Annotated in this window: 23 protein-coding genes; 13 read left to right on the forward strand and 10 right to left on the reverse strand. The window is 67.1% G+C overall.

All coding sequences use genetic code 11. From position 1 onward, the window contains the following. Position 1 precedes the first annotated feature (1 nt). A complete protein-coding gene (locus LC490_RS04980) occupies positions 2–370 on the reverse strand; it encodes a hypothetical protein (protein WP_223619482.1) in 369 nt (122 codons plus the stop codon). A gap of 232 nt (positions 371–602) precedes the next feature. Here LC490_RS04980 and LC490_RS04985 point away from each other — a divergent pair, with 232 nt between their 5' ends. Further along, the gene (locus LC490_RS04985) at positions 603–2,129 is read left to right on the forward strand and encodes a fumarate hydratase (protein WP_031374154.1); all 1,527 of its coding nucleotides are present in this window, start codon (positions 603–605) and stop codon (positions 2,127–2,129) included. A gap of 672 nt (positions 2,130–2,801) precedes the next feature. Here LC490_RS04985 and LC490_RS04990 read toward each other — a convergent pair. From LC490_RS04990 to LC490_RS05000, 3 genes are all read right to left on the reverse strand, one after another. Further along, on the reverse strand, positions 2,802–3,758 hold the full coding sequence (locus LC490_RS04990) for a patatin-like phospholipase family protein (protein WP_051884722.1): 957 nt from the start codon (positions 3,756–3,758) through the stop codon (positions 2,802–2,804). Positions 3,759–3,911: 153 nt separating this feature from the next. Beyond that, complete coding sequence (locus tag LC490_RS04995; RefSeq protein ID WP_223619618.1) at positions 3,912–5,069, reverse strand: phospholipase A; 1,158 nt, start codon at positions 5,067–5,069, stop codon at positions 3,912–3,914. 132 nt (positions 5,070–5,201) lie between these two features. Continuing rightward, positions 5,202–5,687 (reverse strand): DUF456 domain-containing protein, encoded by a 486-nt coding sequence (locus tag LC490_RS05000; protein ID WP_223619483.1) that lies wholly within the window; start codon positions 5,685–5,687, stop codon positions 5,202–5,204. 218 nt (positions 5,688–5,905) lie between these two features. On the opposite strand from LC490_RS05000, the gene LC490_RS05005 reads away from it, so the two are divergent. Continuing rightward, positions 5,906–6,115, forward strand: coding sequence for a cold-shock protein (locus LC490_RS05005; protein WP_031371474.1), 210 nt, complete (start codon positions 5,906–5,908; stop codon positions 6,113–6,115). Positions 6,116–6,802: 687 nt separating this feature from the next. On the opposite strand, the gene LC490_RS05010 is transcribed toward LC490_RS05005, so the two are convergent. The 3 genes from LC490_RS05010 to LC490_RS05020 form a co-directional block, all read right to left on the reverse strand. Continuing rightward, positions 6,803–7,912, reverse strand: a complete 1,110-nt coding sequence (locus tag LC490_RS05010; protein ID WP_223619484.1) for a M35 family metallo-endopeptidase — start codon at positions 7,910–7,912, stop codon at positions 6,803–6,805. Positions 7,913–8,201: 289 nt separating this feature from the next. Further along, entirely contained in the window at positions 8,202–8,702 is a 501-nt protein-coding gene (locus LC490_RS05015; protein ID WP_031371472.1) for a glycine zipper 2TM domain-containing protein, read from the reverse strand. Between the two features lie 150 nt (positions 8,703–8,852). After that, positions 8,853–9,305 carry a cytochrome c gene (locus LC490_RS05020; protein WP_223619485.1) on the reverse strand — a complete coding sequence of 151 codons (453 nt, stop codon included), beginning with the start codon at positions 9,303–9,305 and terminating at the stop codon, positions 8,853–8,855. A 221-nt stretch (positions 9,306–9,526) separates the two neighbouring features. Here LC490_RS05020 and LC490_RS05025 point away from each other — a divergent pair, with 221 nt between their 5' ends. Continuing rightward, positions 9,527–10,345 (forward strand): tRNA threonylcarbamoyladenosine dehydratase, encoded by an 819-nt coding sequence (locus LC490_RS05025; protein ID WP_223619486.1) that lies wholly within the window; start codon positions 9,527–9,529, stop codon positions 10,343–10,345. 143 nt (positions 10,346–10,488) lie between these two features. Here LC490_RS05025 and LC490_RS05030 read toward each other — a convergent pair whose 3' ends face one another. Beyond that, entirely contained in the window at positions 10,489–11,280 is a 792-nt protein-coding gene (locus LC490_RS05030; RefSeq protein WP_223619487.1) for a TatD family hydrolase, read from the reverse strand. Between the two features lie 4 nt (positions 11,281–11,284). After that, positions 11,285–11,509, reverse strand: a complete 225-nt coding sequence (locus LC490_RS05035) for a DUF6116 family protein (RefSeq protein WP_031371468.1) — start codon at positions 11,507–11,509, stop codon at positions 11,285–11,287. Positions 11,510–11,709: 200 nt separating this feature from the next. Between LC490_RS05035 and LC490_RS05040 the strand changes: the two genes are divergently transcribed. The 6 genes from LC490_RS05040 to asnB all read left to right on the forward strand — a co-directional run bounded on the left by LC490_RS05040 (position 11,710) and on the right by asnB (position 19,790). Further along, the gene (locus LC490_RS05040; protein WP_051884720.1) at positions 11,710–12,531 is read left to right on the forward strand and encodes a glycine zipper 2TM domain-containing protein; all 822 of its coding nucleotides are present in this window, start codon (positions 11,710–11,712) and stop codon (positions 12,529–12,531) included. A 347-nt stretch (positions 12,532–12,878) separates the two neighbouring features. Further along, positions 12,879–14,042, forward strand: a complete 1,164-nt coding sequence (locus LC490_RS05045; RefSeq protein ID WP_031371466.1) for an acyl-CoA dehydrogenase family protein — start codon at positions 12,879–12,881, stop codon at positions 14,040–14,042. Between the two features lie 198 nt (positions 14,043–14,240). Then, complete coding sequence (locus LC490_RS05050; protein ID WP_223619488.1) at positions 14,241–14,795, forward strand: GNAT family N-acetyltransferase; 555 nt, start codon at positions 14,241–14,243, stop codon at positions 14,793–14,795. After that, on the forward strand, positions 14,759–15,433 hold the full coding sequence (locus LC490_RS05055) for a glutathione S-transferase family protein (protein ID WP_223619489.1): 675 nt from the start codon (positions 14,759–14,761) through the stop codon (positions 15,431–15,433). Before LC490_RS05050 ends, LC490_RS05055 begins: the two co-directional genes overlap by 37 nt. A 59-nt stretch (positions 15,434–15,492) precedes the next feature. After that, positions 15,493–17,808 (forward strand): thiamine pyrophosphate-dependent enzyme, encoded by a 2,316-nt coding sequence (locus tag LC490_RS05060; protein WP_223619490.1) that lies wholly within the window; start codon positions 15,493–15,495, stop codon positions 17,806–17,808. A gap of 5 nt (positions 17,809–17,813) precedes the next feature. Next, positions 17,814–19,790: an asparagine synthase (glutamine-hydrolyzing) gene (gene asnB / locus LC490_RS05065; protein WP_223619491.1), complete on the forward strand. Its 1,977-nt coding sequence runs from the start codon at positions 17,814–17,816 to the stop codon at positions 19,788–19,790. Between the two features lie 387 nt (positions 19,791–20,177). Here the strand turns inward: asnB and LC490_RS05070 are convergent, their stop codons facing one another. Further along, positions 20,178–20,942, reverse strand: coding sequence for a folate-binding protein (locus tag LC490_RS05070; protein WP_223619492.1), 765 nt, complete (start codon positions 20,940–20,942; stop codon positions 20,178–20,180). A 138-nt stretch (positions 20,943–21,080) separates the two neighbouring features. Between LC490_RS05070 and LC490_RS05075 the strand changes: the two genes are divergently transcribed. The 4 genes from LC490_RS05075 to sdhA all read left to right on the forward strand — a co-directional run bounded on the left by LC490_RS05075 (position 21,081) and on the right by sdhA (position 23,950). Next, positions 21,081–21,269 carry a succinate dehydrogenase assembly factor 4 gene (locus LC490_RS05075; protein ID WP_081930722.1) on the forward strand — a complete coding sequence of 63 codons (189 nt, stop codon included), beginning with the start codon at positions 21,081–21,083 and terminating at the stop codon, positions 21,267–21,269. 96 nt (positions 21,270–21,365) lie between these two features. Then, positions 21,366–21,761: a succinate dehydrogenase, cytochrome b556 subunit gene (gene sdhC / locus LC490_RS05080; RefSeq protein ID WP_031371460.1), complete on the forward strand. Its 396-nt coding sequence runs from the start codon at positions 21,366–21,368 to the stop codon at positions 21,759–21,761. Then, positions 21,758–22,153, forward strand: coding sequence for a succinate dehydrogenase, hydrophobic membrane anchor protein (gene sdhD, locus LC490_RS05085; RefSeq protein WP_031371459.1), 396 nt, complete (start codon positions 21,758–21,760; stop codon positions 22,151–22,153). Before sdhC ends, sdhD begins: the two co-directional genes overlap by 4 nt. A gap of 42 nt (positions 22,154–22,195) precedes the next feature. Beyond that, positions 22,196–23,950, forward strand: a complete 1,755-nt coding sequence (gene sdhA, locus LC490_RS05090; RefSeq protein ID WP_051884726.1) for a succinate dehydrogenase flavoprotein subunit — start codon at positions 22,196–22,198, stop codon at positions 23,948–23,950. Positions 23,951–24,000: the final 50 nt, after the last annotated feature.

Here is a 24,000-nt window from a genome sequence, read left to right on the forward strand (position 1 = left end):
CTCAGAGTGTCTGCGCCAACCTGAAGATCGGCAGATACATCGCGATGACCGCCAGCGCGCCGGCGCCGATGCCGGCGATGCCGCCGAACAACAACGCGACCAGATCGCGGCGCCGCTTCGGCCACAGCATCCACAGCGCCAATACCAGCACCGGCAGCGGGCACAGCAGCCAGGGATAGTCGATCAGGGTCTGGGTGAGCAGCGGCAGATCCATGCCGAAGACTGCGAACACCGACTCGAACCGCGGCACCAGCAGCAAGGGGCTGACGCCGCCGAGCCCGGAAAGCGCCAGGCCGATGATCAGCAGGGCCGGGTTGAAGTGGGCCGGTGCTTGCGGTGCCGGCGAGGGTTGCGAGGGCGAATGGGGCACGAGGGACCAGGGAGGCGGCCAGAACAGCCGCCAGCTTAGTCGCACAAGGCGGCCAGGATGGACGCCGGTCTTGCGGCGTCAGTGCGGCCAGGATGGACGCCGGCTTTACCGCGTCCTCGGCGCCCGGCCCGTCCGCGCAAGGGCCCCGGCCGGGCCGGAAGGGTAGAATGGCGGTCCCCACCGCCAGCCTACGCCCGCCGTGACCGCCTCCCAGTCCCATGCCGTTTCCGCCGTGAGCGGACCCGTCGTCATCCGCCAGGACGACCTGATCCAGTCCGTCGCCGATGCGCTCCAGTACATCAGCTACTACCACCCGGTCGATTACATCAAGAACCTCGCCGCCGCCTACGAGCGCGAGGAAAGCACCGCGGCCAAGGATGCGATCGCGCAGATCCTGATCAATTCGCGCATGTGCGCCGAAGGCCACCGGCCGATTTGCCAGGACACCGGCATCGTCACCGTGTTCCTCGAGATCGGCATGGACGTGCGCTGGGACGGTGCGACCATGGGCGTGGAGGACATGGTCAACGAAGGCGTGCGCCGCGCCTACAACCACCCCGACAACAAGTTGCGCGCGAGCGTGCTCGCCGACCCGGCCGGCAAGCGCAGCAACACCCGCGACAACACGCCGGCGGTGGTCAACGTCAAGGTCGTGCCGGGCAACACCGTCGAGGTGATCGTCGCGGCGAAGGGCGGCGGTTCCGAGGCCAAGTCCAAGTTCGCCATGCTCAACCCCTCCGACTCGATCGTCGACTGGGTGCTCAAGACCGTGCCGACCATGGGCGCGGGCTGGTGCCCGCCGGGCATGCTCGGCATCGGCATCGGCGGCACCGCCGAGAAGGCGATGCTGTTGGCGAAGGAAGCGCTGATGGAGCCGATCGACATCACCGATCTGCAGGCGCGCGGCGCCAGCAATCGTGCCGAAGAGCTGCGCCTGGAACTGTACGAGAAGGTCAACGCGCTCGGCATCGGTGCGCAGGGCCTCGGCGGCCTGACCACGGTACTCGACATCAAGGTCAAGGATTACCCGACCCATGCCGCCAACCTGCCGGTGGCGATGATCCCGAACTGCGCGGCCACCCGCCATGCGCATTTCACCCTCGACGGCAGCGGCCCGGTCGCGCTCGACCCGCCGTCGCTGGAAGACTGGCCGAAGCTGACCTACGACTCGTCCAAGGGCCGCCGTGTCGACCTCGACACGGTCACCGCCGACGAGGTCGCCAGTTGGAAGCCCGGCGAAGTGCTGCTGCTCAACGGCAAGCTGCTGACCGGCCGCGACGCCGCGCACAAGCGCATGGTCGACATGCTCAACAAGGGCGAGGCGCTGCCGGTCGATTTCAAGGGCCGCTTCATCTATTACGTCGGCCCGGTCGACCCGGTGCGCGACGAGGTCGTCGGCCCGGCCGGCCCGACCACGGCCACGCGCATGGACAAGTTCACAGAGCAGGTGCTGGCGCAGACCGGCCTGCTCGGCATGGTCGGCAAGGCCGAGCGCGGCCCGGTCGCGATCGAGTCGATCAAGAAGCACCGCTCGGTGTATCTGATGGCGGTCGGCGGCGCGGCCTATCTGGTGTCGAAAGCGATCAAGGCCTCGCGCGTGGTCGGTTTCGCCGACCTGGGCATGGAAGCGATCTACGAGTTCACCGTGCAGGACATGCCGGTGACGGTCGCGGTCGATTCGGCCGGCGAGTCGGTGCACAAGACCGGGCCGAAGGAATGGCAGGCGCGGATCGGCAAGATTCCGGTGGTGGTGGAGTAAGCCTGGGGTTTCGTTTGACTCGTTACCGTCGTATCCATGCAGCGCCCGGCCAGTGCCGGGCGTTGTCGTATGCGGCTTCTCGCATGCATCCCCTGTAGCAGCGGCGTGAGCCGCGACCGCGGGACGCGCAGAGTCCGCAACGCCTCCGTCATTGATCGGAGGCGTGAGCTGTCGCGAGGGTAGGAGCGGCGCGAGCCGCGACCGCGCTGTTTCGGTCTCGCGGCGTATCGCTCAAGCAGGATCAGGATCAAACGCTAAAAGCTTCCGCCACTAAAGCGGCGGGTTACTTTCTTTTGTCATAAGCAACAAAAGTCCGTCTGGATTCCCTTCGGTCAAAGGTAACCAAAGAAAAATGCTTTCGTTTTGAATCACAGGCCCGCACGAGCGATGCCAACGCAGGGCTCTACATACGGGACATCCCTGTCCCGATGAAAAACGGCCCGCATCCCTGCGGGCCGCCCTCTGGGTCTTCGATGGCCTTCGCGATGTCGAATCGACGCACAGCAACAGCAAGGCTGCTTCGGGTAGGAGCGGTGCAAGCCGCGACCGCCATGCCGCGCTCTCGCGTCGTCGATGGCCGAAGGCTTAGGCGGCCCCCTGCAGGAGCGGCGCAAGCCGCGACCGCGAATCTGCAAGCAACGGCGCCACGTTACGGGACGATGCGATCGCCCCTCAAAGCTTCTTAACCAACTGTGCCAGCATCTTCTTCGTCGCCGGCCGGAGCAGATATTCGTTCGACAGTATCTCCAGCGCGGCGAGGTTGGTGGCGCTGGTGTCGTCGAGGTCGTCCAGGCCGACCAGCAGTTCGGTCTGCATCCGGTAATAGCCGTCGCCGACCAACTGCCTGGCGATGTAGTCGACCGAATCGGTGTTGCCGTCGAACAGGACGTCGATGATCGGCACCGCCCATTCCAGCGCGCCCCATTCTCGGGCCGAGTGCAGGTCGATGCTGCGGGTGCGTTCGCCGGTGCCGACCGACAGCACCACCAGGTCGCGGCTGTTGTCGACCTGGGCGTCCTTGCGCATCGCCTCGGCGATGGCGCAGGCGGTCGGATTGTTGGCGACCACGCCGCCGTCGATCAGCGCGTGCAGCTTGCCCTGCAGGTGCATCGGGTGGGCCGGGAAATAGGTCGGCGCGGCCGAAGACGCGCGACAGATCTCCCACACCGGCAGCTTGCGATGACAAGCATCGAAGCTCTTGAAGATCACCGGCGCGCGCGAAATCGTGTCGTAGCTGGTGACCAGCACCGGCGCCTTGAGCTGGCCGAGGGTGGTCTTGCCGAATACCTTCTTGAGTACCTTCTCCAGACCCACGCCGTCGTAGCGCGGGGCCGAGAGACCGGCGTAGAACACGCGTCCCGCACGCGACCACAGTCGTCCGGCCAGATCCGGAAAGATCAGATGGCGTTGATCCCGATACAGCTCGGCCATGGCCGCGGGGCTGAGCCCATGCGCGAGGCCGCAGGCGACCAGCGCCCCGGTGGAACTGCCGGCGATCAGGTCGAAACTCTCGAGCAGGCCGGGCTTGCCGGATTGGATCAGCGTCCGCTCGACGCCGTCGAGCCAGTGGCAACTCACCAGACCGCGTATGCCTCCGCCGTCGAGCGAGAGGATGCGCCGCATCTTCATCGCGTTCTCCGTCGTTGTGCAGTAAACACGCCGTGCTTCGAGGACAGGAGCGGCGCGAGCCGCGACCGCGATCCTGTCGCCGCGACGCGAATCGCGGCGGCTGCGTTCAAGGCCCCGGCGGCGCCCGCATGACGGGCGCGCAGGCGGTCGAACTCAGTACCACTCCAACAACGACACACCCAGCCCGATGTAAGTCGCGCGGTGGTTGTAGTCGATCATGCTCTCGCCGTAGCCGTCGAAGATCTGTAGATGGCCGCGCAACTGGTTGTGGATCGGGAAGCCCCAGTCGAACTGCAACGCACCGTGCGAACGGTCGCCGCCGCGCATCGAATGGCGCGCCATCAGCGAGAACTCGTGACCGCCGCGGCGATGCACCACGGTGAGGTCGCCGCGGCCGATATAATCCTCGATGTCCGGATTGTCGTCGTCGTTGCCGTCCGACAAACGCCACCACGGACGCAGCATCACCGCCCAGTTCTCGCGGTCCAGGCCGACGTTGGCGATCACCCGGTTCCAACTGCGCGAAAACGGATCGGCACGGCCGTTGGACTGGTGGTTGATGCCGATCGCCGCCATGCGCCCGTTCCAGCCGCCGATGCGGTAGTTGTTGCGGAACACCAGCAGCACTTCCGGCTCGTAATTGGTTTCGCGGAACGGCCGCGAGTCCTCGCCGTTGTAGACCTGCCAGCGCGAGCTCTGGGTGTAGCCCATCCAGACGTCGCCGTTGTCGCCGAACAGATTCTCGACCGCCTTGGTCTTGAAGCTGATCTGGAACTTGGCCTCGATGTCCTTGAGCGATTGCGGCTCGGTCACGTTGTTGCGCGGGTTCGGCGACGACGGCAGCGTGTTCGGGTCGTCGTTCCAGAACACCGGCAGCAGGTACACCGGCTTGTAGGCCCGGAAGTTGAACACGCCGAGTTTGGAATCCTTGGCCAGCTCCCAACGGCTGTCGAGCAGGCTGCCCTTGCCGGCGTTGGCGATGGCGCTGTCAAGCGGGTCGTCGTGGCTGAAGACGCTGCCCGACAGGGCGCGTTTGGCGCGTTCGCCGACGCTCGGCTTGGGCTCGCCGGCGATTTCGTCGCCGACCGCGAGGTTCTGCTGGATCGCCTTGGCTTCCTTGGCCGCGATATCGGCCTGGCGCGCACCGTCGGCGGGGTGGCCGAGCGCGGCGTCGTAGCAGGCCAGGCGATCGGCATTGCTGGTGATCGCCAGGCAGGCTTGCGGGGTCGCCGCTTGCGGCGCGGTCTGGGCGAAGGCGAGCACGGGGGCGCTGGCGAGCGCGACGGATATCAAGCTGCGTTGCAAGGGCATGGCGATACTCACGGCGTATGGATCGCGAACGACAAAACCGTTGCAGTCTTGCATCCGGACGCGAACGAGACGTGAACCGCGTCGCAGCGCGAGGGCTGCGACGCGGTCGCGCGCCGGATCAGAAGCAATGGATCAGAAGAACCAGGCGAAGGCGAACAGGCCGACCATCGCGAAGGCGAGGCCGAGCTTGAGCACGGTGCCGGCGACGATGCCGACCCAGGTGCCGACCCCGACCTTGGTGGCCTGGCTGAGCTGGCGGGTGTGGATCAGCTCGCCGGCGAGGGCGCCGACGAAGGGGCCGATGAACACGCCGATCAGGCCGAAGGCCAGCCCGGCGAAGGTGCCGATGATCGAGCCGACGATCGCCAGCTTGCTGGCCCCGACCCGTTTGGCCCCCATCGCGGTGGCCGCGAAATCCACGCCCATCGACAGCACCGTCAACACGCCGAGGATGACCAGCACCACCCAGCCGACTTTCTCGAATCCGGACACCCAGGAGGCGAGCACCATTCCGGCGAATACCAGGGGCAGGCCGGGCAGGGCGGGGAGCACCGTTCCGACCATTCCGACGACGACCAGCACCCCGGCCAAAATGTAATAAAACGTATCCAAATTCATGCCGAATCCCTTGTCCGGACAGGCTGTCCGGGCTGTTTGCATTTTGGCCCATGTCGGGGTACGTTGCGGTCGCTGCGTTTGCCAAGGGTCACCGTGAATCGTGGCCCCGATGCGGTAGATCCATCGATCCGCTACATCGTTGCACCTCGCTTCCTCCTTGCAACCAGCACGCGACGAAGGTCGTGTTAACAACATCACGTTCCAAGGAGAGAGTAGCGATGTCCGGCAAAGAAACGGGAACCGTCAAGTGGTTCAACGATGCCAAGGGTTTTGGCTTCATCAGCCGTGAAAACGGCGAAGATGTCTTCGTGCATTTCCGCGCGATCCAATCCCAGGGCTTCAAGAGCCTGAAGGAAGGCCAGAAGGTCTCCTTCACCGTCGTCCAAGGCCAGAAGGGCCTGCAGGCCGACGCAGTCGAACCGCTGTAAAGCTCGCACCGAAGTTCAGCTGCGGTCTTCGATCGCAGCGCATAGAGTCAGAAAAGCCCGGCTTCGGCCGGGCTTTTTGCTGTGTATTTCTTGATTTTCGTCACAGTTCCGGATATTGCCCGCTTCGCTCAAGCGCGATCGCAACGATTCCGGGCCCGTCGGATTCGTTGCGTTGCGAATGCAACCCGGCGCGAATCCTGCGGATACGGCTTTCCCCCGGGTTTTATCGATTGAATGCCGGCGAGCGAAAGCGCGCCATGGCTGCGTGCATCGCGAAGCCGCCGGTCGGCCGATGCGCCTGGGCGAATCCCGCAAGAGCGCCGGGGGCACGACGCCCCCGGCAACCCGACGGCCTCGCCGAGCCGTCCCGCGTCCCTGCATGCGTTGCCGCGGCCGGCGCCCCGATCCCGCCACGCGCCGTCCGCGCTTCCGAATCTCCATCCGGAAGGAGCCCCGCACGGCGCCGACCCGGCCTCGTCTCCCAGTCGGCGCCTTGCGCCCTCCTGGCGCCCGCTTCCGCTTTCGCATCCACTTCCGGCGGAAGGCTCGTGGTTACCGAACGCGCGAGTCCGATGCATGGGGTCGAGCGCGAGCGGATTTCGCATCGACGGCGGCCTCAACGCGAACGGCCCGCCATGGCGGGCCGTTCGGAGCTCGGCGGGCGAGCGCGCTGCGCGGGTGCGCGGCTCAGTTCTGGAACGGGGTGTTTTCGGCGAAGTACTCGTGGTTGTCGGCGTTGTCGAGCGCGGCGCTCGGGTTGCTGTTGGCGAGGCTCTTCGCCGCGCTTTGGCCGTAGGCGTGATCGTCGGTGCCGGCGACGACGGTGAAGTGGCTCATCTCGTGGATCAGGGTGCCGGCCTTGGAGTCGGTGCCGGTCAGCGGCGCGCTCCAGAACGCGTTGCAGACGTAGATCTGGTACGGCTGGTTCGGATAGACGTAGGCATAAGCGCTGCTGCTGCAACCGCAGTTGATGGTGATCTGGCCGTTGCTCTGGTCGATCGCCGAATCGATCGACACGAAATGCGAGCGTGCGGTGCTGTAACGGCTGGAGGTGTAGGCGCCGAACCAGGTCGTGTAGCGCGGGCCGAGCGTGCCGGCATTGAGATAGCCCTTGGCGTTCTCGGCGTAGCTACGTGCGGCATTGACGGCCTGGCCGGCCGAACTCGTGCGCGAGGTGGTGCAACCGACGTAGTTGACGCCATTGACGATCGCGCTCGGGCCGACTGGCGGCTTCTTCGCCGCAGGCGAGGCCTTGCTGCCGCCGAGTTGGTCGAGGCCGTCGACCCACAGGCTCAGCGGCGCGCTTTGCGCGCTCATCGGCAAGCCGTTGGCCTGGTGCAGCATGACCCGGTCGGAGGTCGAGGCGTGCTGCAGCGGCGCATTGAAGCTGACCACGTATTGGCCGGTCTGCGACAGGTCGTAACCGGCCGAGAGGTCGATCACGCGGCGATAAGTCTGGCCGGGTTGCAGGATCGCGAAATCCTCGGCCTGCGGCAGGCCGCGCTTGACCATCGCGCCCTCGTAGGCGACCGGCTGGCCGTTGTAGCTGACGTTGAACAACTTGGCGTCGAACTGATCCGACGGCAGTTGCCACTTCGGCAGGCGCACGGCCTTGCGGCTGGTGTTGGTGATGCTGATCTCGACCGAGCCGAGGAAATCGTCGGCGGCGCCGGAGACGGCGACCATGCCGACGCGTAGCGGATTGTTCTGGGCTGCGCCGGGTGCGGCGACGGCGGCTGCAATGGCGCCGGTGAGCACGGCACTCGCGGAAACCAGATGCACGAAGCGAAGTTTCATTCCACGATCTCCTGATGTTGCGATGGGCGGGGTCCGGTGGCGGACTCGAAAACCCTAACCGAAGGCAAGATCGTGCAACGCGCGATAAGTGAGCCAGTTCCGCGCTTAATCGTGATGCGGGTCGTGAACGCGAAGCGCGGCGCGCGCGCAAGAAAAAACGGCCCGCGATGCGGGCCGTTTTTCCGTTACTTCTCGTTACATTGTTTCATCGCGGTTTGATCGCAAGCCCGGAACGATGCAGCCCGGTTCGCGTTCGATCGGAGCGAGCCCGATCGCCGCCGGCCGTCGATCAACGAACGTAGGCGCGACCGTTGGCGACGCGCACGTAGGTGTTCTCGCGAATGCCGGCGAGGTCCTTCTGGCTGACCACGGTGGTGCGGCCGTCGTTCATGCGCACATAGATGTTGTAGGTCGGCGCGCCGACGCGGTTCTGGATGGCGTTGCCGGCGAGTGCGCCGGCGGCGGCGCCGGCGACGGTCGCGGTGTTGCGACGGCCCTTGCTGTCGGTGTGATCGTCGGCGATCTCGCGGCCGGCGACGGCGCCGACCAGACCGCCCAGGATCGCACCGGTCGCGCGCGGCGCCGTGCTGGTCGCGGTGGTCTGTTCGATGCGGGTCACGACACCGCAGTCATAGCAATTGTTCTGGTTGCTGTTGCCATAGCTCGGCTGCGACGGCGGCGGATAACTGTTGCCGTAGCCTCCGCCGTAGCCCGGAGAGGTCGCACAGCCGGCAAGCGCCAGCGTAGCGACCGTGGCCAGACCCAGCAATCGGATGTTATTGGTGTTCATTCGAGGCTCCTGCGCTTTAGGGGCGAGTGGCGGACAGTTGCCACGCATCAGCCAAGCTATGCGCAGTCACGTGAACACGTGTTCAATTTTCGACCCTGTATCCGACTTCTTCCCCACCGCGTTCAGCTCGCGGCGGGGAAGCCGGGGCGATCAGCCGCGGAAGTCCTGATGGCAGGCCTTGCAGGCCTCGCCGATCTGTTCCGAAACGGTGCCGACGCCGGCGCAGTTGAGCGGCGGGCTGGTCAGCGCGCCGTCGAGCGCAGCGCGCATCTTGCTTGCGTGCTGGCCGAAGCGGGTGTCGTCCTTGAGGTCGGGGAAGGCCGGTTCGAGATCGTCGGCCATGGTGCGCAGGGCCTTCAGATGCGGGAGCGTGTCGGTGGCTCCGCAACGGTTCTGTTCGACCTTGCCCTTGAGCTGGCCCAGATGCCACTGCTGCACTTGCATGACGCTGTCGGGGAAATGGTCCTTGCGCTGATCCAGTGCGCGTACCGCCATGACCGTGGCGACGACGCCGCCGACCAGGCCGATGAGAAACAGAAACAAGTACTTCGAACCATTGCCTTTGCGTTTCGCTTCGGCGTTGCTGGGCTGGGTATCGCTCATTGCCTGGCCTCCATCCAATGTCGGCGCACGATAGCACGCGCCAATGTGAGGTCCAGGTCAGAAACCTTTGGCGGCCAAGCCTTTCGGCGCCTTCGAAGGCACATTATTCGAGGAGCGGAGGCAGGGCCGCGGGGACGGACGGCCTGGCCAGGCGCGCTCGCGCGCCGCAGCGTCCTAACGCTCGCGCCGGAAAGCCGTGCCGTCGCCCTTACAATATACGCATGACCCCGCAATCCTCCGACACTCTCTGGCAAGAACGCTTTGCCGGCATCGACCGCCTGTACGGTCACGGCTCGGTCGCACGCTTCCGCCAATGCCGCATCGCCGTGGTCGGCATGGGCGGCGTCGGTTCCTGGGCGGTGGAGGCGCTGGCGCGTACCGGCATCGGCCACCTGACCCTGATCGATGCCGACGATCTGTGCGTGTCCAACACCAACCGCCAGTTGCCGGCCTTGGAAGGCCAGTACGGCCGCGCCAAGGTCGAGGCCATGGCCGAACGTTGCCGCGCGATCAACCCGGCGATCGAGGTCGACGCGGTGCAGAGTTTCCTGACCCCGTCGAACCTGGACGAGCTGCTGGACCGCGGTTTCGACCTGGTCCTGGACGCCTGCGACAGTTTCCGCAGCAAGGTCGAACTGATCGCCTGGTGCCGGCGCCGCAAGCTGCCGGTGATCGTGGTCGGTTCGGCCGGCGGCCGCACCGATCCGACCCTGGTGCGGGTGCGCGATCTTTCGCGCACCGAACACGATGCGATGCTGGCGCTGATCCGCAAAAAGCTGCGTAGCGAGTTCAACTTCCCGAAGAACACCGGCCGCTATTTCAGCGTTTCGGCGATCTACTCGCTGGAGAACGTCAAATATCCGCAGCCGGATGGCAGCGTCTGCGGCCTGCGGCCGAAGCTCGCCGGCGATGCGGCCCTGAAGCTCGATTGCGGGGCCGGGCTTGGCGCAGCCACGCATATCACCGGCGTCTTCGCCTTCGCCGCGGTCGGGCGCGCGCTGGAGATCCTGCTCAAGCCCAAGGCGCAAGCGGCAGGCTAGGAGCGGCGCGAGCCGCGACCGCGGGCTTTCAACCCAGTGCGAAGGCAGCAGTAGCGAAATCCATTGGCAACCGTCTTTGCGCCGTCGTTGCGATGGCGCGGTCGCGGCTCGTGACCGGAGGAAATCCCTGTTGGACGCCGCTCCTACCCGGAGACGGCGTCTGAAGTGGCCGGCAGCTTGAACAGGCGCTCGGCGTTGGCGCTGGTCGCGGCGGCGAGTTCGTCCAGCGATATCCCGCGCAGTCCGGCGATCGTTTCGGCGATGCCGGCCAGGCGCGCCGGCTCGTTACGTTGGCCGCGGATCGCGGCATCGGGCTGGTCGGGCGCATCGGTTTCGAGCAGCAATTGCTCGATCGGCATCGCCGCGACGATGCGCCGCAAGCGCTTGGCGCGGTCGTAGGTGACCGGGCCGCCAAGCCCGAGCAGGAAACCCGCTTTCCACAATTGCTCGGCCTGTTCCTCGCTGCCGGAATAGCTGTGGACGACGCCGCGCAGGCCGCCGATGCGGCGCAACGCTGCGATGGTCGCCTCGACCGCGTGGCGTGCGTGCACGATCAGGGGCAGGTCGAACTCGCGCGCGAGCTTCAGCTGGCCTTCGAAGTAACGCATTTGCTCGTCGCGATCGAGGCCTTCGACGAAATAATCCAGCCCGCATTCGCCGACCGCGAGCGGCCGTTCGCGCTCGATCCAATCGCGCAGCTCGTGCAGATGCCCGGGCCGGTGCGAGGACAGATACATCGGGTGCAGGCCGTAGGCCGGATACAGACCGGGCGCGCTCGTGCAGACCTCGCGCAGTTTCGGCCAGCCGGCCGCGTCGACCGCCGGCACGACCTGGCGGGCGACGCCGGCCTGGCGCGCGCGCGCGATCACCTCGCCGCGGTCGAGGTCGAACTCGGCTGCGTCGAGGTGGCAGTGGCTGTCGACCAGGGCGTGCATGCGCTCAGCGCGCGGGCGGCGTCGGCGGCTCGATGGTCGGAGGCGCCTTGCGGTTTTTCCAGTTGGCCAGCAGCAAGGTGCCCAGGCCCAGCAGGATTTCGTCGGCGAGCGGGACGAAGTCGGGGATGACCAGGTCGACCAGGAACAGCGCCGCGGTAACCACGAACAGACGCGGATAGCTCAGGCGTCCGAGAAAACCCAATAGGGGAGCGAGCAGAGGATTGGCCATGTTCGGTCGAGTTGTGACGCAGGTTGCAAACACGCTAGCACGCGGCCGCGTGACGATTCACGCAGGGGACAGATTGGCGAAAATCAATAGGCACTGGTTCAGCTTTCGAGTGGTGGAATGGCGCCGTCCCCCCAACGGTCGGCAACCTATCCCGACCGTCTGTACCTACATAGCTGCTCAGCGCGCCCCGGAGGCTCCAAATGAACAAGAACATGATAGCTGTAGCGATTGCCGCGCTGCTCGTCGGCGGCGTCGCCGTCGCGGCGTTCCAGAGCTTCCGAGGCAACGGCGCGGCCGGCCAGGCCGGGCTGGCTCCGGTCGCGGGCGCCGAACTCGCGCCGGCCGGCACGGTCGGCGACATCGCCGCCAACGGCGCGATCAACACCTCGCCGCAGGTCGATTACGCCGACGTGGTCAAGGTCAACCCGATCAACGAGAAGCAGAAGCTGTACGCGACCGTGATCGGCACCGATCCGGTCCGCGAGACCAACACCACCTCGACCCCGCGCGAAGTCTGCGAAGACGTGGTCGTGCAAGAGCGCCTGCCCGAACGCGACGGCAACGTCGGCGGTACCGTCGCCGGTGCGGTCATCGGCGGCCTGCTCGGCAACCAGGTCGGCGGCGGCAACGGCAAGAAGGCCGCGACCGCGGCCGGCGCCGTGGCCGGCGGCTTCATCGGCAACCGCGTCGACCGCAACCACGTCGGCGGCCGCGTCGTGAACCGCACCGAGCGCCAGTGCCACACGGTGTCCGACAAGTCGCAGTCCTCGCGCGTGGTCGCCTACAACGTGACCTACCGCAACCCGGACGGCACCACCGGCACCATGCGCACCGAGAGCAAGCCGGGCAGCCGCATCGCACTGGGCAGCGAAGACAAGGTCGTCGGCTACGACGTGACCTATCGTTACCAGGGCCAGGAGCAGACCATCCGCATGGACGAGCGCCCGACCCAGCGCCTGCCGGTCATCGACGGCCAGGTCGTGACCCAGACCGCGTCGGCCGGCGTGCCGAGCCGCGGCTGAGTCCAGCGCTACACGCGATACCCGAACGGGGCCGGATCTTCCGGCCCCGTTTCTTTTTGCCTGACAGTTCGGCGGCAGAGCAGGGCAGGTGCAGCCGCAGTGCTGGCTCGGAACGGCCGGGGCGCTTCGTCGGAGCACGCGCGCCAACCGGCGGGCCTGCTTATCGCGCGCGGTTTTGTGCCGGGTCGCAGGTGCCGACGAGAAACCCGCCCGCTGCCGTACTGGCTTGCGCAAGAATTCCCCGGATACCGCCCAGTGCGCAGTTCCGAGGGTTTTCGGCCTTACCCGGGCCGCGGCAGGCCATTACAATGACCGTCTTTCTGTCCTAGAGGTCTCCCAAGCGCGCCATGGCCCTGAATCCCTACGATCTCTACGACGTCCGTTCCTTGCTCAGCGACGAGGAGCGCGCCGTTCAGGACACGGTGGCCCGTTTCACCGATGAGCGCGTGATCCCGATCATCGGCGATGCCTTCGACCAGGGCCGCTTCCCGAAGGAACTGGTGCCGGAAATCGCCGCACTCGGCCTGCTGGGTTCCTCCTTGCCGGAAAAGTACGGTTGCGCCGGCCTCAATGCGGTCAGCTACGGCCTGATCTGCCAGGAACTCGAGCGCGGCGACAGCGGCATCCGCAGCTTCGTCAGCGTGCAGTCCTCGCTGTGCATGTACCCCATCTACGCCTACGGCACCGAAGAGCAGCGCGAACGCTGGCTGCCGGGCATGGCCCGCGGCGAGATCATCGGTTGCTTCGGCCTGACCGAGCCGCACGGCGGTTCCGACCCGGCCAACATGAAGACCAACGCCAAGCGCGACGGTGGCGACTGGGTCCTCAACGGCTCCAAGATGTGGATCACCAACGGCAACCTGGCCGACATCGCCATTGTCTGGGCGCAGACCGACGACGGCATCCAGGGCTTCGTGGTCGAGAAGGGCATGCCCGGTTTCGCCGCTCAGGAAATCAAGCACAAGATGAGCCTGCGCGCGTCGGTGACGTCGTCGTTGTTCTTCGACAACGTGCGCGTGCCCGAGGCCAACCGCCTGCCCAACGTCAAGGGTCTCAAGGGCCCGCTGGGCTGCCTGACCCAGGCCCGTTACGGCATCACCTGGGGCCCGATCGGCGCGGCCATCGCCTGCCTCGACGAGGTGCTGGGCTACACCAAGGAACGCATCCTGTTCGAGCGTCCGGTCGCGGCGACCCAGTCGGCGCAGATCAAGATGGCCGAGATGGCGCGCCGCATCACCATGGCGCAGTTGCTGGTGGTGCAGCTCGGCCGCCTCAAGGACGCCGGCAACATGCAGCCGACCCAGGTCAGCCTGGCGAAGTGGAACAACTGCCGCATGGCCATCGACATCGCGCGCGAATGCCGCGACCTGCTCGGCGGCGCCGGCATCACCACCGAGCATGCCGCGATCCGTCATGCCCTGAACCTGGAATCGGTGATCACGTACGAAGGCACCGAGACCGTGCACCAACTGGTGGTCGGCCGCGAGCTGACGGGGATCAGCGCGTTCTGAGTGCCAGCTCCCGTTCGCGGGAGCTTTGCGTTCGCCTCTCCCGCGTGCGGGAGAGGTCGGCCCGCAGGGCCGGGTGAGGGCAGGCCGCGATGCTGCCGATGCAGCACGAGCTATCGGCCTTCACCCCAACCCCTCTCCCGCAGGCGGGAAAGGGGCTTCCACATGGCGATGCTGGCGCAAGGGGAGAACCGAGCCGTGATGACGATTCCCGACATTAGACTGGAAACGCCGCGCCTGATCCTGCGCCCGCCGCGCCTGGACGACTTCGACGATTGGGCCGCCTTCATGGATGCCGGCGATTACCTGCGCTACATCGGCGGGCCGCAGCCGCGCTCGGTGGCCTGGCGCGGCCTGATGTCGGTGATCGGCTCCTGGGCCGCATACGGCTATGGGTTCTTCTCGGTCTACGAAAAAACCTCCGGCCGCTGGATCGGCCGTCTCGGTCCCTGGCAGCCGGATGGTTGGCCCGGCACCGAGGTGGGTTGGGGCATCGTCGAAAGCGAAGGCGGCAAGGGCTATGGCACCGAGGGTGCGGCCGCGGCGACCGACTGGGCCTTCGAACACCTGGGCTGGAGCGAAGTGATCCACACCATCGATGCGGACAATCTGCCGTCGAAAGGCGTAGCGGCCAAACTCGGTTCGCGCTATATGCGCCAGGACCGTTTGCCGGCGCCGGCCGACATCGAAGTGGAGGTCTGGGGCCAGACCCGCGAGGAATGGCAGGCGCGGCGCAAGCGGGGAGCGGGCGCGTGATCACCGTCTACGGCTTCTCGCCCTCGGGCAATTGCCACAAGCTGCGCCTGTTGCTCGAACAACTCGGCGAACCCTACGTCTGGGTCGAGGTCGACAGCAGCCGCGGCGAAACGCATACGCCGGAATTTCTCGCCCTCAATCCCAATGCCAAGGTGCCGGTCATCGAGCTGGACGACGGCCGCACCCTCAGCGAATCCAACGCCATCCTGTACTACCTCGCCGACGGCAGCGCGTTCTTGCCGAGCGACCGCTGGCAGCGCGCGCAGGCCTTGAGCTGGATGAACTTCGAACAGTACAGCCACGAGCCCTATGTCGCCGTGGCCCGTTTCATCGCCGGCTGGACGCCGCTGGATTCGCCGCGCCGCGCCGAGCTGCCGTCGCTGCGCGAACGCGGCCATCGCGCGCTGGCGGTGATGGAGCGGCATCTGCAGTCCCACGATTGGTTCAGCGGCGAGGCCTACGGCATCGCCGACATCGCCCTGTTCGCCTACACCGACGTCGCCGGCCACGGCGGCATCGCGTTGGCGCCGTATCCGGCGATCGACGCCTGGCGCGCGCGGGTGCGGGCGACGCCGGGCTTCGTCGCCTTGCCCGATCCCGACCCGCAAGCGGCGCAGCGCATCGCGCAGACGCCGTGACGGGTTCCGTCTAATTCTTCCTTGATGAGCCGGCCCGGCGACGGGCGGCGGAGTGTTCGATGTCAGCGCAACTGCAGTCTTCGATCTTCAACAACGTGCCGAACTTCAACGCGGTGCCGAGCCCGATCCCGGCGCGCATGAAAGGCCTCAACCGGGCCGAGATCTGCGACGTCAATTTCGTCGAGTTCGTCAATCAGTGGAACGGCCGCGCCGATGCGCGGCCTGCGCCGGACGAGGCGATCCTGCAGGGCAGCGCGCTCGACGCGCGCGGTTTCCGCGAACTGTTCGAGTCGCAGCTGATCAGCCGCCACCTCGACCTGATGGCGCGCGTGCTGCGCGTGCAGAACAAGGTCTTCTACACCATCGGTTCCAGCGGCCACGAAGGCAACGCGATGGTCGCGCGCTTGACCCGCCACACCGATCCGGCCTTCCTGCACTACCGCAGCGGCGGCTTCATGGCCGAGCGCTTCCGCAAATTGCCCGGTATGGACCCGGTGATGGATTCGGCGCTGAGTTTCGCCGCCAGCAAGGACGACCCGGCTTCGGGCGGCCGCCATAAAGTGTGGGGCAGCAAGCCCTTGTGGGTGCTGCCGCAGACCTCGACGATCGCCTCGCACCTGCCTAAGGCGCTCGGCACTGCGGTCGCCATCGAAACCGGTCGCCGCCTCGGCCACGCTCTGCCGATCCCCGACGACAGCATCGCCATCTGTTCGTTCGGCGACGCCTCGGCCAACCACGCCACCGCCCAGACCGCGTTCAACGCCGCCGCCTGGACCGCGTATCAAAAACTGCCGGCACCGGTGTTGTTCGTCTGCGAAGACAACGGCATCGGCATCTCGGTCAAGACCCCGGGCGGCTGGATCGCCAACCGTTTCCGCAACATGGACGGCCTGGATTATTTCGCCGCCGACGGCCTCGACCTGGCCAGCGGTTACGCCGACGTGCAGCGCGCGGTCGAGCATTGCCGCCGCAGCCGCCGTCCGACCTTCCTGCACCTGCGCACGACCCGCATCATGGGCCACGCCGGCACCGACTTCGAGATCGAATGGCGTTCTTTCGAGGAACTGTGCGCGGTCGAAGCCAGCGACCCGCTGCTGCGTTCGGCGGCGATCGCGCTCGAATCGGGGCTGATGTCGAAGCAGGACGTGATCGACCTGTACGAGGCCACGCGCAAGCAATGCTTTGCGGCCGCCGAAGAGGCCGATCGCCGGCCGAAGCTCGACCGCCTCGACGAGGTGATCGCGCCGCTGGCGCCGTATTCGCCCGAAGCGGTGCAGCAGGAAGCCAAGCGCGCCGATTTCGCCGAACGCCGTCTGCAGGTGTTCGGCAGCGAGGCCAAACTGCCCGAGCAACAGCCGCCGCGGCATCTGGCGATCCAGATCAACAACGCGCTGCACGATCTGTTCGCCAAGTACCCGGAAACGCTGCTGTTCGGCGAAGACGTGGCGCAGAAGGGCGGCGTCTACACGGTCACCAAGGGCCTGCAGAAAGCCTTCGGCCCGCGTCGCGTGTTCAACACCTTGCTCGACGAGACCATGATTCTCGGCATGGCCCAGGGCTTCGCCAATGTCGGCCTGATGCCGATCCCGGAGATCCAGTACCTGGCGTACTTCCACAACGCCTGCGACCAGATCCGCGGCGAGGCGGCGTCGCTGCAGTTCTTCAGCAACAACCAGTACCGCAACCCGATGGTGGTGCGCATCGCCGGCCTGGGCTACCAGCGCGGTTTCGGCGGGCATTTCCATAACGACAACTCGATCACCGCCTTGCGCGACATCCCCGGTCTGGTGGTCGGTTGCGCCTCGCGCGGCGACGACGCCGCGACCATGCTGCGCACCCTGACCGCGCTCGCCAAGGTCGACGGCCGCGTTTCGGTATTCCTGGAACCGATCGCGCTGTACATGACCAAGGATTTGTACGAAGCCGGCGACGGCGCCTGGCTGACTTCTTATCCGAAGCCCGACGAGGCGATGACGCTCGGCGAAGGCCGCAGCTATGGAGAGGGCGACGACCTGGTCGTGTTCTCCTACGGCAACGGCGTGCCGATGAGCCTGCGCGCAGTGCGCGAGATCGAGAAGCAGCACGGTTGGAAGGCGCGCGTGATCGACCTGCGCTGGTTGGTGCCGCTCAACGATGCCTACATCGCCGAACAGGCGCGCGGCGCCAAGCGCATCATCGTGGTCGACGAAGGCCGGCGCAGCGCCGGCGTCGGCGAGGGCGTGATCACGGCATTGACCGAGGCCGGTTTCGGCGGCGTGCCGCTGCAGCGCGTGGTCGGCGTCGACACCTACACGCCGCTGGCCGGCGCGGCCTTCCTGGTGATCCCCGGCGAGGACGACATCGTCCGCGCCGCCGACGTGCTGGCCAAGGGCTGACCCTCATGTGCGGACTGGCCGGCCTGCTGTGTCCGCGCACCGATATCGGCCACGAGCATCTGCTCGAACTGGCCGGCGCGATGGGCGACGCCCTGCGTCACCGCGGCCCCGACGACGACGGCGTCTGGGCCGATGCGCAACACGGCATTGCCCTGGCGCATCGGCGCCTGAGCATTCTCGACCTGTCGCCGCTGGGCCATCAGCCGATGGCCTCGGCCGACGGCCGCTACGTGATCGCCTACAACGGCGAGGTCTACAACTTCGCCGCCTTGCGCGAAGAACTGCTCGAACTGGGCCACGCCTTCCGCGGCCACTCCGACACCGAGGTGCTGCTGGCCGCGGTGGTGGAGTGGGGCGTCGAGAACGCGGTGGCGCGTTGCAGCGGCATGTTCGCCATCGCCCTGTGGGACCGCCACGAACAGACGTTGTGGCTGGCCCGCGACCGGGTCGGCAAGAAGCCGCTGTACTACGGCTGGGCCGGCGACACCCTGGTGTTCGGTTCCGAACTCAAGGCGCTGTGGCGGCATCCGCAGTTCGACAACGGCGTCGACCGCAATGCGCTGGCCCTGTTGCTGCGTTACGACTACGTGCCGGCGCCGTACGCGATCCATACCGACACCTTCAAGCTGATGCCGGGCACCTTGCTGCGTTTCGACGCCGCTGCGGTCGCGCGCGGCGCCGCCGCGCACGACCCGGGGCGCGATCAGCGCCGTTACTGGCATGCGCGCGAGCGTATGGCCGCGGCGATCCGGCACCCGTTCGACGGCGACATCGACGCCGCTGAAGACCGGCTCGACGACCTGCTGCGCGACGCGGTCGGCCTGCGCATGGTCGCCGACGTGCCGGTCGGTGTGTTTCTTTCCGGCGGCACCGATTCGTCGGTGGTGACTTCGTTGATGCAGGCCTTGAGCGCGAAGCCGGTCAAGAGCTTCACCATCGGTTTCGAGGGTTCGCACCACGACGAGGCGCCGCTCGCGCTCGAAGTCGCGCGCCATCTCGGCACCGCCCACACCGAGCTCTACGTCAGCGGCGCCGATGCCTTGGCGGTGGTGCCGCGGCTGTCGGCGATGTTCGACGAACCCTTCGCCGACGCCTCGCAGGTGCCGACCGCGCTGGTTTGCGCCTTGGCGCGCAGCCAGGTCACGGTGGCGCTGTCGGGCGACGGCGGCGATGAGTTGTTCTTCGGCTATACGCGCTACGAGCGCGCCTTGCGCAACCTGCGTCTGCAGCGGCACGTGCCGGCGCCGCTGCGGCGCTGGCTGGCGAAATCCGCGAGCGGTCACGGCGAAGCCTCGCGCGCCGGCGGTTTCGCTGCGTTCGCCGCCGAGATGGGCGCGCAGGGCATCGGCGATGTCTATCGCAATCGCATCGTGCGCTGGCGTTTCCCCCAGGCCGCCGTGCCCGGATCGAAACTGCCGGCGACCATGTACGACCTCGCCGAACCGCTGGGCGGGCTGGGCACGCCCGCCGACGCGATGATGCTGGCCGACTACAGCGTGTACCTGCCCGACGACCTGCTGTGCAAGGTCGACCGCGCCAGCATGGCGGTCGGGCTGGAGGCGCGTGCGCCCTTGCTCGACACCCACGTCGCCGAATTCGCCTGGTCGTTGCCGCTGCAATTCAAGCGCGGCGACAGCGGCAGCAAGTACCTGCTCAAGCGTGTGCTCAAGCGCTACCTGCCCGACGCCATGGTCGATCGCGGCAAGCGCGGTTTCGGCGCGCCGGTGACGCAATGGCTGCGCGGCGACCTGCGCGAGTGGGCAGCGGCGTTGCTCGACCCGTCGCGCCTGGCGCAGGAGGGGTATTTCGACGCCGAGTTGATCGGCGGCCTGTGGCGACAGTTCCTGGCCGGCGAGCGCCGCTGGCATACGCACCTGTGGAACGTGTTGATGTTCCAGGCCTGGCAGGCGCATTGGAAAACCGAGCGCAACGAAGTCGGGCGCTCGGTCTGGATGTCGACGACCGGCGAGGGCGGTTTGTAGGCGGCATGGTCGACCCGCGCCGCCAAGGGTAGGAGCGGCGCAAGCCGCGACCGCAGGGTGTCAGGCCGCGGCGCCGTGCCGGCCTTCGCAGTGCAACCCCTTGTAGAAGCGGCGCGAGCCGCGACCGCGGAGTTTCGGGTCGCGGCGTTGCTGTCTGGTGGGCGCGCGGTCGCGGCTTGCGCCGCTCCTACCCAGGGCAACGCAGGCAAGGGGTAGGAGCGGCGCAAGCCGCGACCGCGCTTCTACAAGGCGCAGCGTCTGTCGGGGTTCACTGCGAACGGCCCATGCGGTGGATGTTTGACCGCTTCGGTCGATGACGCGGGACCGGAGTTTTCTGCGCGTCCCGTGGTCGCGGCTTGCGCCGCTCCTACTCCTGGAGGCGCAACCTCAGCGCGCGAAACCTTCCAGCAGCGGCACTTCCTCGACCCCGTGGCCGCCGATGCTCAGCGCCTGTTCGGGGCGCTCCAGCGGCAGCACCGCCAGGGCGAGATGGGTCCCACCATCGCTCGCCGCGGCGACCACGGTGCCCAGTGCTGCGCTTTCGCCACGCACTTCCGTTCCGGCCTCGATCGGTGCGGCAGCGGCGAACGCCACCACGCCGCGCTTGGCCTTGCCGAGGAAATGGGTGCGGGCGACGATCTCCTGGCCCGGATAGCAGCCTTTCTTGACGCTGAAAGCGCGCAGGCGCTCCAGCGACAGCTGTTGCGGGGTCCATTGTTCGGCCTGCGACGCCGGCAGCCGCGGCAGGCCGTGGCGCAGATCGGCCAGCGCCCACTGCGCGGTCGCTGCCGGGTCCTCCGGCGCACTCGCGTCCGCGACGATGCGCAGGCTGCGCGCACCGCCGTCGCCGCTGAAGTCCAGCTCCAGGCCTGTCTCTTCGTCGCCGCCGAGGGCGCCGCCGCGCGCCTGCGCCGGCTCGGCCCAGCGCCCTTCGGCGCTCAGGTCCTCGCGCAGGGCGATGACCACCTTGCTGCGGAAGACGAAGCGTTTCAACGCCTCGGCGATGGCCGCGGCGTCGGCGTCGGGGACCAGCAGCCAGACGCGTTGGTCGGACAGGCGGAGCAGGGCGAATAGCGCAATCAGGCGCCCTTTGGGCGTCAGCCAGCCGCTCCAGTGCCAATGTCGATCGGCGAGCGTCTTCACGTCGTTCATGAACTGAGACTGCGCAAAGGCTGCTGCGTCGCGGCCTTCGAGGGTTATGAGGCGTTGGCCGGGCAGGGCAAACGCCTGTCCGTGCAAGGGGTGCGGGTTGTCAGGCATGGGGGCCGGGAATTAATATTTAACGCTGTGATGATAGGCGAAACCACCCCGGAAGCACCTTCGGACCTTGCGTCCGAGACCCCGGCGACTCCCGTACCCGAGACGGGAGGCGATTCGTCTTCCGCCAAGGACGCTCGCAAAGAGCACGGTGGTCGCGAGGGTCCCGAACCGACCCGTTACGGCGACTGGGAAAAGAACGGCCGCTGCATCGATTTCTGATCCGACGTCCGACCGCTAGCCCCTCACGCCCCCCACACAGCGCTCCCACGCTCCCCCCGCCACGCGGCGCCGCCGCCCAGCTGAGATTGCCATCGCATGGCGAACCGCGAACGACCCCTGTCACCGCATCTGCAGGTTTACCGCTGGCAGATACAGATGGTGACCTCGATCCTGCACCGGGCCACCGGTGTCATCCTTTCCGTCGGCGCTTTGCTGATCGCCTGGGCGCTGGTATCGCTCGCGGCCGGTCCCGAAGCCTGGGCCCAGTTCACCGCCTGCGCCCGCTCGCCGCTCGGTTTCCTGATCCTGTTCGGCTGGACCTGGGCCTTCGCCTACCACCTGATCAACGGCATCCGCCATCTGGTCCAGGACGCGGGCTACGCCTACAAGGTCGATACCTTCGTGCGCAACGGCTGGATCAGCGTCATCGGCAGCCTGGTGCTGACCGCCCTGATCTGGATCGTCGCCATGATGTCGCGAGGTGGCGCATGAGCGCGAACAACAAGCATTTGCGCAACCCGCTCAAGACCGCGCGCGGCCTGGGCTCGGCGAAGGACGGCACCCACCACTTCGTGGTCCAGCGCGTCACCGCGGTCGCCCTGATCGTCCTGACCCTGTACGTGCTGGGCCTGATCGTGTCGTGGATCGGCGGCGATTACGCCTCGGTGCGCGCCTCGGTCGCCCATCCCTGCAACGCCGTGCTGCTGAGCGCGTTCGTCGTGGCGATGTTCTGGCACGCCAAGCTCGGCCTGCAGGTCGTCATCGAGGACTACGTCCACACCCCGGGGCTGGCGATCGCCTCGCAGCTCGCGGTCGTTTTCGTTTGCGTACTCGCGGCTCTCGCCAGCGTGCTCGCCATCATCCGCATCGCGTTGGGAGCCTGAGTCGTGGCCTCTGCCTACAAGATTCAAGAACACAAGTTCGACATGGTCGTGGTCGGCGCCGGCGGCGCCGGTCTGCGCGCCACCTTCGGTCTCGCCCAGAAGGGCCTGAAGACCGCCTGCATCACCAAGGTGTTCCCGACCCGCTCGCATACCGTCGCCGCCCAGGGCGGCATCTCGGCCGCGCTCGGCAACATGGGCGAGGACGATTGGCGCTACCACTTCTTCGACACCGTGAAGGGTTCGGACTGGCTGGGCGACCAGGACGCGATCGAGTACATGTGCAAGGAGGCCATCCCGGCCATCATCGAGCTCGAGCACCAGGGCGTGCCGTTCTCGCGCACCGACGAAGGCAAGATCTACCAGCGCCCGTTCGGCGGTATGACCACCAAGTACGGCGAAGGCCCGCCGGCGCAGCGCACCTGCGCCGCCGCCGACCGCACCGGCCACGCCATTCTGCACACCCTGTACCAGCAGTCGCTGGCGCACGACGCGCAGTTCTTCATCGAATACTTCGCCCTCGACCTGATCATGGACGAGACCGGCGCCTGCCGCGGCGTGCTCGCGCTCGACATGGCCGAAGGCACGCTGCACCTGTTCCGCGCCCAGGGCACGGTGCTGGCCACCGGCGGCTACGGCCGCGCCTATTTCTCGGCGACCTCGGCCCACACCTGCACCGGCGACGGCGGCGGCATGGCCTTGCGCGCCGGCCTCGGCCTACAGGACATGGAATTCGTCCAGTTCCACCCGACCGGCATCTACGGCGCCGGCTGCCTGATCACCGAGGGCGTGCGAGGCGAGGGCGGCATCCTGCGCAACGCCAACGGCGAGCGCTTCATGGAGCGCTACGCGCCGAGCGTGAAGGACCTGGCGCCGCGCGACATGGTCAGTCGTTCGATGACCATCGAGATCCGCGAAGGCCGCGGCGTCGGCGAGCACAAGGATCACATCCTGCTCGACCTGACCCACCTCGGCCCCGAAGTCATCCACGAAAAACTCCCCGGCATCGCCGAATCGGCGCGCATCTTCGCCAACGTCGACGTCGAGAAGGAGCCGATCCCGGTCATCCCGACCGTGCACTACAACATGGGCGGCATCCCGACCAACTACCACGGCGAAGTCGTGCAGTTGAAGAACGGCGACCCCGATGCGGTCGTGCCGGGCCTGTATGCGATCGGCGAAGCGGCCTGCGTGTCGGTGCACGGCGCCAACCGCCTGGGCTCGAACTCGCTGCTCGACCTGGTGGTGTTCGGCCGCGCGGTGGCCAACCGCTGCGCCGAGACGGTCACGCCCGGCGGCGCCCACGCCCGCCTGGCCGGCGACGCCTGCGACGAAGCGCTGGCGCGCCTGGACAAGCTGCGCAACGCCACCGGCAGCACGCCGACCGCGGTCATCCGCGACAAGATGCAGCGCACCATGCAGGCCGACGCGGCGGTGTTCCGCACCGGCGAGACCCTCGCCGACGGCGTGCGCAAGATGCGCGAGATCCACGCTTCGTTCGCCGACGTCAAGGTCAGCGACCGTTCGCTGATCTGGAACTCGGACCTGATCGAGACCTACGAGCTGTCGAACCTGCTCGGCCAGGCCTTGGCCACCATCGTCTCGGCCGAGAACCGCACCGAGTCGCGCGGCGCCCACGCCCGCGAGGACTTCGCCACGCGCAACGATGAGCAGTGGCAGAAGCACACGCTGTGCTGGGTCGACGAGAAGGGTACGACGAGCATCGACTACCGTCCGGTGCACAACTACACCTTGACCGACGACGTCGCCTACGTCCCGCCCAAGGAACGCAAGTACTGATCGGCGCTACGGCGCGCAGTTCCGCTGCGCGCCATTCACGCAACCCACCG

Origin of the sequence: Lysobacter sp. ESA13C (assembly GCF_019970005.1) — a bacterium.
Lineage (GTDB): Bacteria > Pseudomonadota > Gammaproteobacteria > Xanthomonadales > Xanthomonadaceae > Lysobacter > Lysobacter antibioticus_B.

Bases quoted from the DNA above. Each gene is read 5' to 3' on its own strand.
- LC490_RS05020 (WP_223619485.1), bottom strand. From the start codon at position 9,305: ATGAGCGATACCCAGCCCAGCAACGCCGAAGCGAAACGCAAAGGCAAT.
- asnB (WP_223619491.1), top strand. From the start codon at position 17,814: ATGTGCGGACTGGCCGGCCTGCTGTGTCCGCGCACCGATATCGGCCAC.
- LC490_RS05055 (WP_223619489.1), top strand. From the start codon at position 14,759: ATGGCAGGCGCGGCGCAAGCGGGGAGCGGGCGCGTGATCACCGTCTAC.
- LC490_RS05005 (WP_031371474.1), top strand. From the start codon at position 5,906: ATGTCCGGCAAAGAAACGGGAACCGTCAAGTGGTTCAACGATGCCAAG.
- sdhA (WP_051884726.1), top strand. From the start codon at position 22,196: ATGGTCGTGGTCGGCGCCGGCGGCGCCGGTCTGCGCGCCACCTTCGGT.
- LC490_RS05060 (WP_223619490.1), top strand. From the start codon at position 15,493: ATGTCAGCGCAACTGCAGTCTTCGATCTTCAACAACGTGCCGAACTTC.
- LC490_RS05075 (WP_081930722.1), top strand. From the start codon at position 21,081: ATGATAGGCGAAACCACCCCGGAAGCACCTTCGGACCTTGCGTCCGAG.
- LC490_RS05045 (WP_031371466.1), top strand. From the start codon at position 12,879: ATGGCCCTGAATCCCTACGATCTCTACGACGTCCGTTCCTTGCTCAGC.
- LC490_RS05015 (WP_031371472.1), bottom strand. From the start codon at position 8,702: ATGAACACCAATAACATCCGATTGCTGGGTCTGGCCACGGTCGCTACG.
- LC490_RS04995 (WP_223619618.1), bottom strand. From the start codon at position 5,069: ATGCCCTTGCAACGCAGCTTGATATCCGTCGCGCTCGCCAGCGCCCCC.
- sdhC (WP_031371460.1), top strand. From the start codon at position 21,366: ATGGCGAACCGCGAACGACCCCTGTCACCGCATCTGCAGGTTTACCGC.
- LC490_RS05000 (WP_223619483.1), bottom strand. From the start codon at position 5,687: ATGAATTTGGATACGTTTTATTACATTTTGGCCGGGGTGCTGGTCGTC.
- LC490_RS05030 (WP_223619487.1), bottom strand. From the start codon at position 11,280: ATGCACGCCCTGGTCGACAGCCACTGCCACCTCGACGCAGCCGAGTTC.
- LC490_RS05040 (WP_051884720.1), top strand. From the start codon at position 11,710: ATGAACAAGAACATGATAGCTGTAGCGATTGCCGCGCTGCTCGTCGGC.
- LC490_RS05025 (WP_223619486.1), top strand. From the start codon at position 9,527: ATGACCCCGCAATCCTCCGACACTCTCTGGCAAGAACGCTTTGCCGGC.
- LC490_RS04990 (WP_051884722.1), bottom strand. From the start codon at position 3,758: ATGAAGATGCGGCGCATCCTCTCGCTCGACGGCGGAGGCATACGCGGT.
- LC490_RS05010 (WP_223619484.1), bottom strand. From the start codon at position 7,912: ATGAAACTTCGCTTCGTGCATCTGGTTTCCGCGAGTGCCGTGCTCACC.
- sdhD (WP_031371459.1), top strand. From the start codon at position 21,758: ATGAGCGCGAACAACAAGCATTTGCGCAACCCGCTCAAGACCGCGCGC.
- LC490_RS05035 (WP_031371468.1), bottom strand. From the start codon at position 11,509: ATGGCCAATCCTCTGCTCGCTCCCCTATTGGGTTTTCTCGGACGCCTG.
- LC490_RS05070 (WP_223619492.1), bottom strand. From the start codon at position 20,942: ATGAACGACGTGAAGACGCTCGCCGATCGACATTGGCACTGGAGCGGC.
- LC490_RS05050 (WP_223619488.1), top strand. From the start codon at position 14,241: ATGACGATTCCCGACATTAGACTGGAAACGCCGCGCCTGATCCTGCGC.